A 15,189-nucleotide genomic window follows, 5' to 3' on the forward strand; every position below is an offset into this window, starting at 1 on the left:
CCTAATCCTGCAGCGGTGCAGACGGTAGGGGCGCCGCTGCCACGCGGTCGTCAGGGCGGTCATCGGGGCGTTCTTCGCTGCGGTCGCCCAGGCGGTTATCGGGCCGCTCCATCAGCCAGGCCAGTGCGGCAATCAGCCCGCCCCACAGCAAGAACAGGGCCGCCGGGAACAAGGGAATGCCCCACACGGTGGCATCACGGTCCCACAGGCCGAGCAGCGGAAAATTGAACAGTACCCAGCCGCCGGCAAACAGGGCAACCAGGCGTTGGGAGCCGAGTCCTTTGAGCACAGCAGTCTCCTGGCGGGGAGTCTGGATGCCCCCCTGTTGTCCATTGTGCGCCCGGCACTTACCTCGATCTTACGTACCGGGCGGCGCAGTCAGGCCTTGACCTTGGGCTTGGCCCTGGCGGCCGCCCCATGCGCCTGGCGCGAGAGCGCGAAATCCAGAAAAAACTTGCACCAGATGGTGCTACCCGCCATGGCGGTCCAGGTGTTGTAGTCGAGCTGGCCCAGTGCCACGCTGACGATCACCACCGCTGCCACCACACCAGCGATGAGGTTGATGACCATCGCATAGGGGGCGTATTTTTCAGGGTTGGGCGGTGACTCACCGCGCCTGATGGCGACCTCGGAGAAATCGCGCTTGACCACGATACGCCACGCCCGGCGGAACCAGAAGAACGCCATCGGAAACAACGCGAGATACAAAATCCAGGTCAATGCGACGCTGACATCAAAAACCATGCAGAGCTCCCAGCTTCGGGGGCAACGCACAGCGCGCAGGCTCCCCGGAGAATTCAATTAAAAAGGCCCTGCCAGCGCAGCCGGCAGGGCCTCCATTGTCACTGCCGCAGCGCCAGAGCGCCACGGCACAGGGGGTTTACCCCCTGACAGACGTCTCAGTGAGCACCCGTCACCAGCTTGGAGCCGCGCGGGACGCGCACCGACTCCACCATGGCCTGGATGTGCTCTGGTGGCTCTTTGGTGAACTTGTCCACCAGGAAGGCGACCCCGAAGTTCACCAGGGCACCGGCCGCACCAATCGCTTCAGGCGTGATGCCGAAGAAGCTGTTGGCGCCGCCAATGAGACCCAGATATTCCGTGCCCTTGATGAAGAAGATGCCCTTGTGTGCGAACACATAGAACAGGGTGAAGAACAGGCCTGCCAGCATGCCGGCCATGGCGCCTTCCTTGTTCATCTTCTTGCTGAAAATACCCATCATGATGGCGGGGAACAGCGAGCTGGCGGCAATACCGAAGGCCAGGGCCACGGTACCGGCCGCAAAGCCTGGCGGGTTCAAGCCCAGATAACCAGCCACCACAATGGCCACGGCCATCGACACCTTGCCCGCCAGCAGCTCGTTCTTCTCGCTGATGTTGGGGTTGAAGACGCCCTTGACCAGGTCATGCGACACGGCAGACGAAATAGCCATCAGCAGACCCGCAGCCGTCGACAGAGCAGCTGCCAGACCACCAGCCGCCACCAGCGCGATCACCCAGTTGGGCAGCAGCGCGATTTCGGGGTTGGCCATCACGATGATGTCGGCATTCACGTCGAGCTCATTGCCCTTCCAGCCGGCAGCCTCTGCCTTGCCCTTGGCAACTTCGTTCTTGGTCTTGTCGTTGTAGTACTGGATGCGGCCGTCACCGTTCTTGTCGGTGAACTTCAGCAGGCCGGTCTTTTCCCAACGCTTCATCCAGTCTGGACGGTCTTCGTTCTTGAGCGAAGCTTCAGGCGCATACAGGTCGCCACCGGCCTTGACGGCGGTGTTGACGGTGGCATGCAGGTTCAGCTTGGCCATGGCAGCCACAGCAGGTGCCGTGGTGTACAGGATGGCGATGAAGATCAGGGCCCAGCCAGCCGAGCTGCGAGCATCCTTCACCGAAGGCACGGTAAAGAATCTCATGATGACGTGCGGCAAACCAGCGGTACCGATCATCAGCGACATCGTGTACATGAACATGTTGAGCATGCTGCCGGGCCATTGCGTGGTGTACTTGCCAAAGCCCAGGTCAGTGACCACGGAATCGAGCTTGGCCAGCAAAGTCATGTCGGTGCCAACATAGCTGCCACCCAGACCCAGCTGAGGGATCACGTTGCCCGTGAGCTGCAGCGAGATGAACACGGCAGGCACGGTGTAGGCCAGGATCAGCACGATGTACTGCGCCACCTGGGTGTAGGTGATGCCCTTCATGCCGCCGAACACGGCGTAGGCGAACACGATGGCCATACCGACGTAAATGCCGGTGTCGCTGGACACGCCCAGGAAGCGCGAGAAGGCAATGCCCACACCGGTCATCTGACCAATGATGTAGGTGAGCGACGCCACCAGCAGGCACATCACGGCAATGGTGCTGGCGCTCTTGGAGTAGAAGCGATCACCGATGAACTGCGGCACCGTGAACTTGCCGAACTTGCGCAGGTACGGAGCCAGCAGCATGGCCAGCAGCACGTAGCCGCCGGTCCAGCCCATCAGGAACAGGCCACCGCCATAGCCCATGTTGGCGATCAGACCAGCCATGGAGATGAAGGACGCCGCGCTCATCCAGTCGGCGGCCGTGGCCATGCCGTTGGTGATGGGGTGCACGCTGCCGCCGGCCGCGTAGAACTCGCTGGTGGAACCCGCGCGGGCCCACACCGCGATGCCGATGTAGAGCGCGAAGCTCAGACCGACAAAGATATAGATGGTTGTTTGAAGATCCATGATTTCAGCCCTCAGTCTTCATGCACGTCGAACTGACGATCGATGTCGCCCATCTTCTTCGCGTAATAAAAAATCAGCGCAATGAAGATGTAGATAGAGCCCTGGTGAGCAAACCAGAACCCGAGCGGATAACCGCCCAACTTGATGTTATTGAGCACGTCGACAAACAGGATCCCCGCGCCGAACGACACCACAAACCAGACGATCAGAATCTTGGTTAGCAGGCCGAGCGTGGCTTTCCAGTAGGCGTGACTGCTTTTGTCTTCCTTCATGAATTCCCCTCGTGTATGAGTACAGAACACAGCACCTAGGCACTGCCCCCGCGCATTCCGCAGGCTGGGCCATCGGATTGCGTAAGCGACTGTGTCCACGCTTGCTTACAGCTAACTGATGAAAACGCCCAAACTGCCGTGCGAAGGACGACTCAAGGGAAAACACCGATCAGAGATGTTGCGCGCATCTGAAACGGCCTAGTGAAAGTCCCAATGGCATAAAAAGGGGATGCGGAAACACTCTGTCACCAATTCACTTTTCGCTGAAAGATTGCGCCCCACACCCCATGGCAGATGTTCCCTCCAACCTGACCGCCGCCATTTACGCCAAGACCGCCCAGGGCCAACAAGAAATTCAGTCCCGCTCGCTGGGGCTGACACCTCTTGCACGGCGCATTCTGGTGCTGGTGGACGGCAAGCGCAGCGGCCAGGACCTGAGTACCTTTGCTCCCGGCGGCGAGATCAGCGCCCAGCTCAACGAATTGCTCAGCCGTGACTGCATCGAGGCGGTGGGCGTGGCGCAGCCAGCCGCCAGCCCTGCGGCTGCCCCCGCCAAACCGCACGCCCCCGACGAGATTGACCTTTCGGGCCTGCCCCCCGCCGAATCGCGCAGCGCCAAAGAGCTGGACATGGCGCGCAATTTCATGACCAACACGGTCAACAACATCTTTGGCCACCACAACCGCATTTCGCTGTTGGAAGCCATCCACGGCTGCAAAAGCAGCAGCGAGTTGCGCCACGTTTATGTGGCCTGGGCCCAGGCGCTGGAAACCAACGCCACCGGCAAGAAGCGCCTGCCCGAGTTGCGCGAAAAGCTGTTCGCGGTGCTTTGATTTCTTATCCCAATTGCGCGTATGCCGTGTCGGTCGAAGGTGCGGCGCGTTGGGGAATGTTTGCGCTGTGCCGTCCCACTGCCGCAGCGCAGCCAGCAGGCGCACGCCTGCTGCCATACTGGAGCCGAGGCGGATTTAATTTTTGCACAAATGAGGCGCTAGTGCCCGTGTAGAAAGCGCTTAATGCTATTTATTTAATAGCAATAGCTTCCACGCTTCAGGCGAACGGCAGTTCATGCACGCACCACGCCATCACGCCGTCACTCCAATGCGGGCCCCAAACGGCAACGGCCGCAAGGCCGTGGTGCAAACGTGATGTTCGGCGGTGCGCGCTCTGTAGCCTGCACCGCCCCCGCGTATTGTGAGGGGGCGGCGGGCAGCAGAGCCGCGTTCAGCAGCCCATGGGACGGTTGGGGCGCATGGGCACGATGCCCGTCACACGCAGCGTGGCAGCAGAGCCATCGGTGGCGGTGAGCGTCTTGCCTGTCAGACGCACCTGGTCACTCTCGCGCACCACCGCAGTGTCGGTGTCGTCGCTGCTGGCGTATTCCTTGCCGTCAAAAGTCAGGAACGCCTGGTAGAGCTTGGTGACATCGGGACGGTAGCGAATGTCGCCAAACGCGGTGGCGGAAGAGCCCACCTTGTTGGCACCGTCAAAGCGGAAAGCGCACAGCTCTGGCACCGAGCCAATGGGGTTTTGTTTGCTCACATCGGTGAGGTTGAGCGCACCGTTGCCGTACACGCCATTGAGGCCGCTGACGGTGGCGTTGGTGACCGTCAGCACACCTGGCTCGTTGCTGGGGGTTGGGTCGTCGTCATTGCCGCCACCGCAGGCGACCAGCAGAACAGAGGCGGCCGCAATAGCGGTACAGGTCTTGAGAAGATGGAAAGCGTTCATGGTGATGGGCGTCCGTAGCTGTGGATGGAAAGTGGGGGGCCGATCCCCTGCAACCCATCGTAGGAAGCCCACCCCGCGCGGCGCGTGCGCCATGTTCCGCGCTGTGCGTAGGACAGGGGCCGACAGCTGCGTACGCACACCACCGGGCTGGCACCCCGCCCCTCCCTTCAGGCGCGCGGGCCATCACACTGCAAGGGCACCTCAGCGCGCCAGCACCGCCGCCAGCGCCTTGCCTGTATGGGTGCCTGCCGCCACCACGTCTTCAGGTGTGGCTGCGGCCACGATGCGCCCGCCTGCGTTGCCGCCCTCGGGGCCCAGGTCCAGAATCCAGTCGGCCTCGGCGATCACATCCAGGTCGTGCTCGATCACGATCACGCTGTGACCACCATCGACCAAGCGGTGCAGCACGCGGATGAGCTTGTCCACATCGGCCATGTGCAGGCCCACGGTGGGCTCCATCTACCACGCACAACGGGAGGGATCCATCACGCCGCGCTTCCCGACGCCAAGCCCTCAGCGGGGCGCCTCTCCGCGTGGAGCAATGCCAACAACGACTGGGCAAGCCCTCCACTCGCGGGGAGTTTCTGCCTGACCCATGCCGCTCGCTCCGCACGGGTCAGTCTATCTGGATGCGCTTGCAGCGCACCAAGCGCCATTGGCAATTGTTCAGTCGGACAGGCGTAAAACAATTCCGACCAGGCTTCTGCGGTGAGCGCTTCTGCGTGTTGCAGCAAATCACCGGCACGGGGGGCATTCCACCTCCATATCCAGTTGGCAGCAGCCCCGCGCAGCAACAACTTATGTTCCAAGAGTTGCTCCAATTCATCCGCAATAGTTGGGCCAAAGCGCCGCAAGAATGCGAACTCTTCTCCGAAAGGAATGGTTTTCCATTGCTCGTTCAACGACAGCAACAACGGCCCCCGCCATGACGGAGGCAGGGTCTGCGGGAACGAGGCTAGATACACGCGACCGGCAACGTCCAAGCAATCAATGGCCCAGGGAATGGGCAATGACTCCAGCAGCCAGCGGCGCACACGCCACGAGTGCCTGCTCCAAGACTCAACACCTGTTTTTTCTGCCGCCTCCCACCCCAGGTAGGAGGGCCATAGCCGCTTCGCAGCCTCCTGCGCCATGGCCTTGCCAAACTTATCGACCAAGGCTTCATCAATCCAACCGATATTGTCGAAATGGAGCAACTCATCCCACCATGAAGGTTGCGCCTGCCAGCCGCCGTGCGCGGCCTTGACCAGATACGCCATCTTCAAGACGCGCGGCACGTCAGGAGGCGGGGCATCCAGATCCTTGACCCATTCCTCTGCGATCTGGAAAAACAATTGCCACCATCGAGGCAACTGCTCGACATCTTTGTCAGGCCAGAGCGAAGTCAACCACCCAGGCGGCTGCGGCAAAACAGCGTCCCATCCAGGAAAGAGCCAACTGGCACCAGAGGCCAAACGAGGCGTTGGCATCAAACTCCAGGCCCAGCAGGCAGATATCCACTCCAGTTGGTCCTTTTCAGAATCCATCGATCGCGACCATGGAACGGGCAAACTCCACTCAACCTCATCCATGTCCAACCGGGCCAGCACGCTCCGCGCCAAAGGCACGAACGCATCCACACTGGAGGTGATTTCACCCTTGGCAATACGGCGACCAACCGCATAAAAAACCGCCTCCGATGCACCGATGGCCGCCACGCCAAGAGCTTCAAGTTCCGTATCGCGGCTGGCCAGCACTTGAAGGGCTTTCAACGGGAGAGCATCCAGGGCCGCATCCACCAAGCGACAGCGCTCCGCATCAAAACAAGCCCACGCCCAATTCGACAAGGGCGCATCCACCATATCTGCCAACAATTGGTCGCGAACCAGCAGGTTCGCCAATGAACGATGCTGAAATTCGTACGTACCAGCCACCGGCTTCAACAGCCCACCTTGAAGCAAAAACTGTGGATTTGCCCCCTGTAATCGTTGACTTAGTGCATCTGCAGCCTTCTTCCTTTGCGCGGCAGTTTTACCCTGCACGATCGGAGTCAAGTCGTCGTCACCCAACACGACCGGCCCGAGCGGCATCAGCGCAGCCCACGCATCGAGAGACAGTGCGCCATTCCAAGCAACATGACTACAGCGCCACCTTGCCAGACAAAGCTCTGCAAGTCGAGCACCAATGAACGCAGGTTGACTGTGCTGCAAGGCAGCCACCAACGTGTGTCCCGCCTGTGCGTCGTCCTCATTTGGGAGCTTCTTCTCGCCCTCGAAGCCCAGACAGAGGGAGAGCAGGTCGGACACCGTGTGAAACCATTCCTCCTGGGGATCAAACCGAGCCAGCCAGGCTTGCACGCCAGTTGCCGAATAAAGCGAGTCCTTCCCAGCTTTGTCAAAGTGGCGTTCCAACCATGCCAAAAAGCGTACTCGCCAATCAGGAAAGCGCTTCCACACCCAGCGGTGGACCTTGCTCCACAAGCCACCACCAGCAGTAGACAGATCGAATGCAATGCGTTCGCGCCCCTGAAGGCTAGCCCGCTCCCAACTCAGATATCCATGGCCACCCATTTCTGGGCGCGTGGGTAGCGCATAGGGTGCGATCACCAGCAGACCCACCCCCTCCGGGCGCAGCGCCAGTGCAGTGAAGTCGGCGTCGGCATTAGCGCCCATTCCGCTGACCGCCACGACCAGGGGCTTGGTCGATGCGAGGCGGCCAGAAACATCGTCCAGCGTCTGCGCAAACACTAGCTCGTAATGGCCCGCTGCCTCCAAGGTTTTTGCCAGCAAATGCCGCTCAAGGTCATCCGCCACGCACAGCCAGTTCAACTCGCAGGGCGGGCGGCGCCACCCAGGCGATGGTGCAAACCACTCTTCCAACGAATGGGCCGAAGACGGCCTATCTTCGGTCAGGACGGGCTTTTCCGATCCCAGTTGCCACTTGCCGTCTCGCCGCAAATCCAGGGAAGGCATTCCGGGGAATGCTGGAAATTCGATGACATGGGCAGCAGCCCTGGGGCCAGCCAGGCCCAGATCCAACAGTTCAAGGTCCAACAACTGCACAAGGCACGCTGCGTGCTCGGGCCTCTTCCGCCACCAAACGGCGTCACCGCTGTCGAGCTTGCCCAGCAGCGTCGCGAGTGTGCGCGCCCCCGGCGGCCAATCGACGGACGCATACCTTTCTTGTAGTTGCTTTGCGATCCCTGGCAAACCGCCAAATTCTTTGCATTTTTCGCAGCCGCGTAGGGGGCCGGGCTGGCGTGGTGCTCTGGCCATGTGTTCACTCCTAAACAACGTTTAGCAGGCGCAAACCATAGCTCAAATTTTCTGTAATTGCATCTATTAATGCATCGATGCATAACAAATGCAACTTGAATTGCTATTCCATACCAACCGTGACTCAATCCACTCCATCGAACTACAACCCGTTCGAGATTGCAGGTGCGGCGCTCGTGACCTGCAAGCCCTACCAGAGCCATTAGAGGAGTTTGAACATGCATAACTTTTTGGAAAACGCACCCAGCAAGACAGGCGGCAAGTCGGGCGGCGGCCGTGGGAACAACCCACCACGCAATGGCATGAGCGCCTCCGCAGGCTGGCCCAGCAAAACCGGAGAGCCCTCTGGTGGCGGGCGCGACAACGCCCCCGCACGCAAGTAAGCCCACAAGCCACACGCCCCGCAGCACCTCGCTGCGAGATGCCATCCCCACCATTCTTTGCGTCCATGAAACTCACCATCCGCACCAGCATCGCCGTGCTTGCAGTCGCCCTTCTGGGAGCCTGCGCATCCACCGGCCCCCAATATCGAAACGTTGGCAAATTCAATGAGGGTCTGGCCCCCGTTCAGACGCAATCCGGCAAGTGGGGATTCATCAACCAGCGCCAGCAATGGGTGATACCACCCCGCTTTGACGAGGCCAAGGAATTCCAGGACGGCCGGGCCGCCGCCAGGCAAGGCGGCAAATGGGGCTTCATCAACCGGCAGGGCCATTGGCAATGAGGTACTGCAGCGCCCCGGAAATAAACAACATCGTCGCCCAGCTCGTGCGCGAGGGATGGCGATTCCGCAGGGGGACAAAGCACGGCAAGCTGCAACCCCCTACAGGCCAATGCACGCTCACCGTGCCACGCACGCCCAGCGACCGCCGGGCCTGGATGAACTTCAGGCGCGATGTGCGACACATCGCCGCGAAGGCCCTGGTATGTCAAAACCACCCAAAGGAGTCAACGTGAGAATCAAACCTGCTGACAACGCATCGAATCAAACTAACCCCAATATAGACAGCAAAGGCACCAATTTGCAGTACGACCAAGTTCATGGGAATCGGGGAAAACAACTCAACCCCAACCAGCATGGAACATACGCGGAAGATGAGGACATCGATCAAGGCGATGTTTACTGGTATGACAGTAACGGTGACTGACGCTCTTTAGCAATCAAGCCGAGTCGCAAGCGGCGGGCGCACATCAATGAAGCCACTCAGCGCGCCAGCACCGCCGCCAGCGCCTTGCCTGTATGGGTGCCTGCCGCCACCACGTCTTCGGGTGTGGCTGCGGCCACGATGCGCCCGCCTGCGTTGCCGCCCTCGGGGCCCAGGTCCAGAATCCAGTCGGCCTCAGCGATCACATCCAGGTCGTGCTCGATCACGATCACGCTGTGGCCGCCATCGACCAGGCGGTGCAGCACGCGGATGAGCTTGTCCACGTCGGCCATGTGCAGCCCCACGGTGGGCTCGTCCAGCACATACAGCGTGTGCGGCACCTTCTGGCCCCGGCGGCCGACCTCGTCGCGCACCTTGGTCAGCTCGGTCACGAGCTTGATGCGCTGCGCCTCGCCACCGCTCAATGTGGGCGAGGGCTGGCCCAGCGTGAGATAGCCCAGGCCCACGTCCTGCAAGAGCTGCAGCGGATGCGCAATGCTGGGCATGGTGGCAAAGAAGCCCACTGCCTCATCCACTTCCATCTGCAGCACGTCGCCAATGCTCTTGCCACGCCAGGTGACGGCCAGTGTTTCGGGGTTGAAGCGCGCGCCGTGGCAGGTTTCGCAGGGCACCTTCACGTCGGGCAAGAAGCTCATCTCGATGGTGCGCACGCCTGCACCTTCGCAGCCGGGGCAGCGGCCTTCGCCGGTGTTGAAGCTGAAGCGCCCGGCGGCATAGCCACGGGCCTTGGCCTCCAGCGTTTCAGCGAACAGCTTGCGGATGGTGTCCCAGAAGCCGATGTAGGTGGCAGGGCACGAACGCGGCGTTTTGCCAATCGGCGTCTGGTCCACTTCGAGCACGCGGTCGATGCTCTCAAAGCCCGACAGGCCCGTGCAACCGACCAGTGGCGGCGCCTTGCCCGCGTCCATGGCATCGCGCCCGGCTTTGGTACTGCGCTGCTGCACCCAGGCCTGCACGTTGGCCAGTAACACATCACGCGCCAGGGTGGACTTGCCAGAGCCACTCACGCCCGTCACCGCCACCAGGCGGTGCAGCGGCACAGTGGCCGTCACGTTCTGCAGGTTGTGCAGCTGCGCGCCGTGCACCGTGAGCCAGCGCATGGCGGCACGTTCCTTGGCCTCGGTCAGCGCGTCTGCAGCCAGCGATGCAGCCTGGGCCGCGCGCTTCTTGACGGCAGCGCTCTGCCGGCCGGTGGGTGCGGCCGCCTCGGCCTGGGCAAAGGCCGCCGTGACCTCGGCGCTCACTTCGCCGGGCGCCATGCTGCGGCGCAGCTGCAGCGGGTGCTTCATGGCGTGCAGCAGGTAGCGGCCGGTTTGCGAATCTTCTGCGCCCGTGATGTCGGCCACGCTGCCTTGCGCCACCAGGCGCCCGCCGCGCTTGCCGGCGCTCGGGCCGATGTCGATGATGTGGTCAGCGCGGCGGATGGTGTCTTCGTCATGCTCCACCACCACCAGCGTGTTGCCCTTGTCGCCGAGCTTGTGCAGGGCGTTCAGCAAAATCTGGTTGTCGCGCGCATGCAGGCCAATGGTGGGCTCGTCGAGCACGTAACAAACACCCTGCAGGTTGCTGCCCAGCTGCGCGGCCAGGCGAATGCGCTGCGCCTCGCCACCACTGAGCGTGGGCGCGCCCCGGTCCAGCGTGAGGTAGCCCAGGCCCACTTCTTCCAAAAATTCGAGGCGGCTCTGGATCTCGGGCACGAGGTCGCGGGCGATGTCGCTTTCACGTTGAGTCATGCGCTGGGGCATGCCGTCCGCTCCGCGCAGGGTCTCGATCCAGCGGCGCACGTCCGTCACCGACAGCGCGGCGATATCGGTGATGCCGACGCCGGCAAACTTCACGGCGCGGGCCGTGTCGTTCAGGCGCGTGCCCTGGCACGTGGGGCAAGCAGTGTCGGCCAGGTCTTCCACCTCGGGCTCGGCAAAGGTCTGCTCGCGGCCTTTTTCCCTTCCTTTTTCATTGCTGTCCTGCACCGAGTCGTCAAACACCTTGCGCTGGTCGCGGGTGAGCTTGACGCCGGTGCCCACGCAGTCGGGGCACCAGCCGTGTTTGCTGTTGTAGCTGAACAGACGCGGGTCCAGCTCGGCATAGCTGGTGGCGCACACCGGGCAGGCACGCTTGGTGGAGAAAGCCTGCAGATGCCCAATGCCTGCCGTGGGCAAGCCGCCTTCCATGGCCGCAGCCAGCGTGCCAATGCTGCTGAGCACATGCACCACGCCTTTGCCGTGGGTGAGGGCGTCGGCCAGCGCAGTGCGCAGCGCGGCCTCGTTCTCTGGCGACACATCCAGGCTGGCCACGGGCAGCTCGATGGTGTGCTCCTTGAAGCGGTCGATGCGAGGGAAGTTGGTGGTGGGCAAAAAGTTGCCGTCCACGCGCAGGTGGGTGTGACCACGCGGGCGGGCCCAGTCGGCCAGCTCGGTGTACACGCCCTTGCGGTTCATCACCAGCGGCGCAAGCAGCCCGATGTGCTGGCCCCGAAACTGCGTGAGCAGCTGGGCGGCGATGCTCTCGGGCGTTTGCGGCTGCACCGCCGCACCGTCTTTCACGCAATACTGCGTGCCCAGCTTGACGTACAGCAGACGCAAAAAGTGCCACACCTCGGTGGTCGTACCCACGGTGGACTTGCGCCCGCCGCGCGAGAGGCGCTGCTCGATGGCCACGGTGGGCGGGATGCCGTACACCGCATCCACCTCGGGCCGGCCTGCGGGCTGCACGATGGATCGCGCGTAGGCGTTGAGCGATTCAAGGTAACGGCGCTGGCCTTCGTTGAACAGGATGTCGAACGCCAGCGTGGACTTGCCCGAGCCGCTGACGCCCGTCACCACATTGAACTTGCCACGCGGAATGTCCACGCTCAGGTTTTGGAGGTTGTGTTCCTTCGCGTTGACGATTTGTATAGCGTTTTTGGCCTCTAGCGCTTTACCATCAAGCGCCACTAGCTCTTTTTTTCGTAGCACGGCGGCTTTTTCGTGTGCCGAATGGCCACCGATGCCCAGCGTGAGTTCATAGTCGCGCAGCGCCTTTCCGGTGTGCGAGGTGGCGTGCTGGCGCACATCCTCCGGCGTCCCTTCGGCCACGATGAGGCCGCCCGCATAACCTCCCTCGGGCCCCAGGTCGATGAGCCAGTCGCTCGCGCGGATCACATCAAGGTTGTGCTCGATGACGATGAGCGAGTGCCCTGCGTCGATGAGCTTGCGCAGCGCGCGCATCAACTTGGCAATGTCGTCAAAGTGCAGGCCGGTGGTGGGCTCGTCAAACAAGAACAGCGTGCCTTTGCGGGCGACGGACTGGCGCGATTTGGATGCGCTGCGCGCGGCCTCAGCCAGAAAGCCTGCAAGCTTGAGGCGCTGCGCCTCGCCACCTGACAGCGTGGGCACGGGCTGGCCCAGCGCCACATATTCGAGCCCCACATCCACGATGGGCTGCAGCGCACGGATCACATCGCGGTCATTGGCAAACAGGTCGGCCGCCTCGGCCACCGTGAGGGCCAGCACATCGGCCACGTTCAACACCCGGCCGCCGCGCTCGATGGTGACTTCCAGAATCTCGGGGCGGTAGCGCTTGCCATCGCAATCGGGGCAACGCAGGTACACGTCCGACAAAAACTGCATCTCCACATGCTCGAAGCCCGAGCCGCCGCAGGTGGGGCAGCGCCCGTCGCCGCTGTTGAAGCTGAACTTGCTGGCGGTGTAGCTGCGCTGGCGCGACAGCGGCGCCACGGCATACAGCTCGCGAATGCTGTCCCACGCGCCCACATAGCTCACGGGGTTGGAGCGTGCCGTCTTGCCAATCGGCGACTGGTCTACAAACACCACGTCCGACAAATGGTCGGCACCCAGCATGCGGTCGTGCGCGCCCGGCGCATCGGTGGCCTTGCCAAAGTGGCGCAGCAGTGCGGGGGCCAGCACATCCTGAATCAGGCTGGACTTGCCCGAGCCGCTGACGCCAGTGACGGTGACCAGGCGCTGCAGCGGGAACTCCACCGACACGTTCTGCAGGTTGTGCTCGCGCGCGCCTTCGAGGATGAGGCGTGGCGTCGCTTCCGTCACCATGCGCTTGAAGCCAAAGCCCACATGCTTGCGCCCGCTGAGATAGGCCCCGGTGAGCGTGTCGGCCTTGCGCAGATCGGCCGTTGTGCCATCAAAGACGATCTGCCCGCCGAGGCGGCCGGGGCCGGGGCCCATGTCGATCATGCGGTCGGCCGCCAGCATCACGGCCGGGTCGTGCTCCACCACCACCAGCGTGTTGCCCGCATCGCGCAGGCGCAGCATGGCCTCGGTGATGCGGTGCATGTCGCGCGGGTGCAGGCCGATGCTGGGCTCGTCCAGCACGAACAGCGTGTTGACCAGGCTGGTGCCCAACGCGGTGGTGAGGTTGATGCGCTGCACCTCGCCGCCGCTCAGCGTGCGGCTTTGGCGGTCGAGCGTGAGGTAGCCAATGCCCACGTCACACAGGTACTTGAGGCGAGTGGTGATTTCTTCGTGCAGCAGTCGAAGCGCTTGTGCTTCACCAGTTTTCGCTTGCGCATCACCCTTGGCGTTGTCGCCCACCGGCAGCTGCATGCGCGCAAAGAACTGGCGCAGGCGGTCGATGGGCAGCAGCATCAGGTCGTGCAAGCACAGGCCGGGCAGCGCTTCGAGCTGCTCGCGCGACCATTGCACGCCCTCGGGCATGAAGCGCTTGCCGGGCTCCAGAGCGGCATCGGCATCTTCATTGCGGCCAATGCGCCACAGCAGGCTTTCGGTCTTGAGCCGCGCGCCCGCGCAGGTGGGGCATGGCGTGTAGCTGCGGTACTTGGACAAGAGCACGCGGATGTGCATCTTGTAGGCCTTGCTTTCCAGGTACTCAAAAAAACGCTTGATGCCGTACCACTGCTGGTTCCACTTGCCGTTCCAGTTGGGCGAGCCGTTGATGACCCACTTTTTGTGCTCGTCGGTCAGCTTGTTCCAGGGCGTGTCGCGCGGGATGCCCGCGGCCTCGGCGTGGCGCATGAGGTCGTCCTGCGCCTCTTTCCACGCGGGGGTCTGAATGGTCTTGACGGCGCCTGCGCGCAGCGTGAGCTTGTCGTTGGGGATGACGAGGCCGTAGTCCACCCCGATCACGCGGCCAAAGCCCCGGCAGCTGTCGCACGCGCCCACGGCGGAGTTGAACGAGAAGGCCGACGGAATGGGGTCGCTGTAGCGCAGGTCGCTGTCGGGGCAGTGCAGGCCGGTGGAGAAGCGCCACAGCTCGGGCTCGCCCTCCTCCATCAACCGGTAGACATTCAAACGCCCCGAGCCGCGCTTGAGCGCCACCTCAATGGCCTCGATCGCGCGCGCCTTCTCGGCATTGCCCAAACGGAAGCGGTCGGCCACCACATCGAGCACCTTGCGCGGCCCGGTGGGCGTGCCCACTTCGCGCTCGGCCTGCACCTTGGTAAAGCCGCTGGCTGACAGCCATTGCTCGACCTGCTCTGCGCTGGTGTTGGCAGGCAGCTCGACCGGGAAGGTCAGCACGATGCGCGGGTTGACCTCGGCCCCCACGCTCCCCACTGCGTGTGGTTCGCTGTCCCCCAGGGGGGCGCTCGCCGCCTTGGGGCGGCCCGGCGCCGGCTCGATGCCGCAGCGCTGCTGCAGCTCCGCATAAATGGTCTCCGGCGTGTCGTGCCGCACGGGCTGTGCCGTCTGCCTGTCAAACAACTGGCCCGCTCGGGCGAACAGCAGCTTCAGATGGTCGTTCAGCTCCGTCATCGTGCCCACCGTGGAGCGGCTGGAGCGCACGGGGTTGGTCTGGTCGATGGCAATGGCCGGGGGCACGCCCTCGACCTTGTCCACGGCAGGTTTGTCCATGCGGTCCAGAAACTGGCGCGCATAGGCGCTGAAGGTTTCCACGTAGCGACGCTGGCCTTCGGCATACAGCGTGTCAAAAACCAGGCTCGACTTGCCCGAGCCACTGGGGCCCGTGACCACCGTGAGTTCGCCGGTGCGGATGTCCAGATCCAGGTTCTTGAGGTTGTGCTGGCGTGCGCCGCGGATTCGGATCAGTCCCTGGGTCATGGAAGCAGTCTTTCGGGTGTGAGGCGGAA

The 15,189-nt window shown here is 62.7% G+C and carries 12 protein-coding genes; 4 read left to right on the forward strand and 8 right to left on the reverse strand.

The features are described 5' to 3' along the window. Position 1 precedes the first annotated feature (1 nt). From B7Y64_RS08245 to B7Y64_RS08260, 4 genes are all read right to left on the reverse strand, one after another. On the reverse strand, positions 2–289 hold the full coding sequence (locus B7Y64_RS08245; RefSeq protein ID WP_291323929.1) for a hypothetical protein: 288 nt from the start codon (positions 287–289) through the stop codon (positions 2–4). An 89-nt stretch (positions 290–378) separates the two neighbouring features. After that, positions 379–744, reverse strand: coding sequence for a hypothetical protein (locus B7Y64_RS08250; RefSeq protein WP_111864741.1), 366 nt, complete (start codon positions 742–744; stop codon positions 379–381). A gap of 155 nt (positions 745–899) precedes the next feature. After that, positions 900–2,705, reverse strand: coding sequence for a sodium:solute symporter family protein (locus tag B7Y64_RS08255; protein ID WP_024814040.1), 1,806 nt, complete (start codon positions 2,703–2,705; stop codon positions 900–902). An 11-nt stretch (positions 2,706–2,716) separates the two neighbouring features. Next, positions 2,717–2,977, reverse strand: coding sequence for a DUF4212 domain-containing protein (locus tag B7Y64_RS08260; protein ID WP_024814039.1), 261 nt, complete (start codon positions 2,975–2,977; stop codon positions 2,717–2,719). A gap of 287 nt (positions 2,978–3,264) precedes the next feature. On the opposite strand from B7Y64_RS08260, the gene B7Y64_RS08265 reads away from it, so the two are divergent. Beyond that, positions 3,265–3,810, forward strand: coding sequence for a hypothetical protein (locus B7Y64_RS08265; RefSeq protein ID WP_291323930.1), 546 nt, complete (start codon positions 3,265–3,267; stop codon positions 3,808–3,810). A gap of 391 nt (positions 3,811–4,201) precedes the next feature. Here B7Y64_RS08265 and B7Y64_RS08270 read toward each other — a convergent pair whose 3' ends face one another. From B7Y64_RS08270 to B7Y64_RS08280, 3 genes are all read right to left on the reverse strand, one after another. Then, positions 4,202–4,708, reverse strand: coding sequence for a hypothetical protein (locus B7Y64_RS08270; RefSeq protein WP_024814037.1), 507 nt, complete (start codon positions 4,706–4,708; stop codon positions 4,202–4,204). A 201-nt stretch (positions 4,709–4,909) separates the two neighbouring features. Then, the gene (locus tag B7Y64_RS08275; protein ID WP_291328647.1) at positions 4,910–5,167 is read right to left on the reverse strand and encodes a hypothetical protein; all 258 of its coding nucleotides are present in this window, start codon (positions 5,165–5,167) and stop codon (positions 4,910–4,912) included. Positions 5,168–5,193: 26 nt separating this feature from the next. Continuing rightward, a complete protein-coding gene (locus tag B7Y64_RS08280; RefSeq protein ID WP_291323932.1) occupies positions 5,194–7,749 on the reverse strand; it encodes a hypothetical protein in 2,556 nt (851 codons plus the stop codon). A gap of 431 nt (positions 7,750–8,180) precedes the next feature. Here B7Y64_RS08280 and B7Y64_RS08285 point away from each other — a divergent pair, with 431 nt between their 5' ends. The 3 genes from B7Y64_RS08285 (at position 8,181) to B7Y64_RS08295 (ending at position 9,110) form a co-directional block, all read left to right on the forward strand. Then, on the forward strand, positions 8,181–8,345 hold the full coding sequence (locus B7Y64_RS08285; RefSeq protein WP_291323933.1) for a hypothetical protein: 165 nt from the start codon (positions 8,181–8,183) through the stop codon (positions 8,343–8,345). A 65-nt stretch (positions 8,346–8,410) separates the two neighbouring features. Continuing rightward, the gene (locus B7Y64_RS08290) at positions 8,411–8,686 is read left to right on the forward strand and encodes a WG repeat-containing protein (RefSeq protein WP_291323934.1); all 276 of its coding nucleotides are present in this window, start codon (positions 8,411–8,413) and stop codon (positions 8,684–8,686) included. A 229-nt stretch (positions 8,687–8,915) separates the two neighbouring features. After that, positions 8,916–9,110 (forward strand): hypothetical protein, encoded by a 195-nt coding sequence (locus B7Y64_RS08295; RefSeq protein ID WP_291323935.1) that lies wholly within the window; start codon positions 8,916–8,918, stop codon positions 9,108–9,110. A 56-nt stretch (positions 9,111–9,166) separates the two neighbouring features. On the opposite strand, the gene B7Y64_RS08300 is transcribed toward B7Y64_RS08295, so the two are convergent. Further along, the gene (locus tag B7Y64_RS08300) at positions 9,167–15,160 is read right to left on the reverse strand and encodes an excinuclease ABC subunit UvrA (RefSeq protein ID WP_291323936.1); all 5,994 of its coding nucleotides are present in this window, start codon (positions 15,158–15,160) and stop codon (positions 9,167–9,169) included. Positions 15,161–15,189: the final 29 nt, after the last annotated feature.

It is taken from the genome of Acidovorax sp. 35-64-16 (assembly GCF_002281195.1).
In the GTDB taxonomy this organism is placed as follows: Bacteria; Pseudomonadota; Gammaproteobacteria; order Burkholderiales; family Burkholderiaceae_C; genus Acidovorax; species Acidovorax defluvii.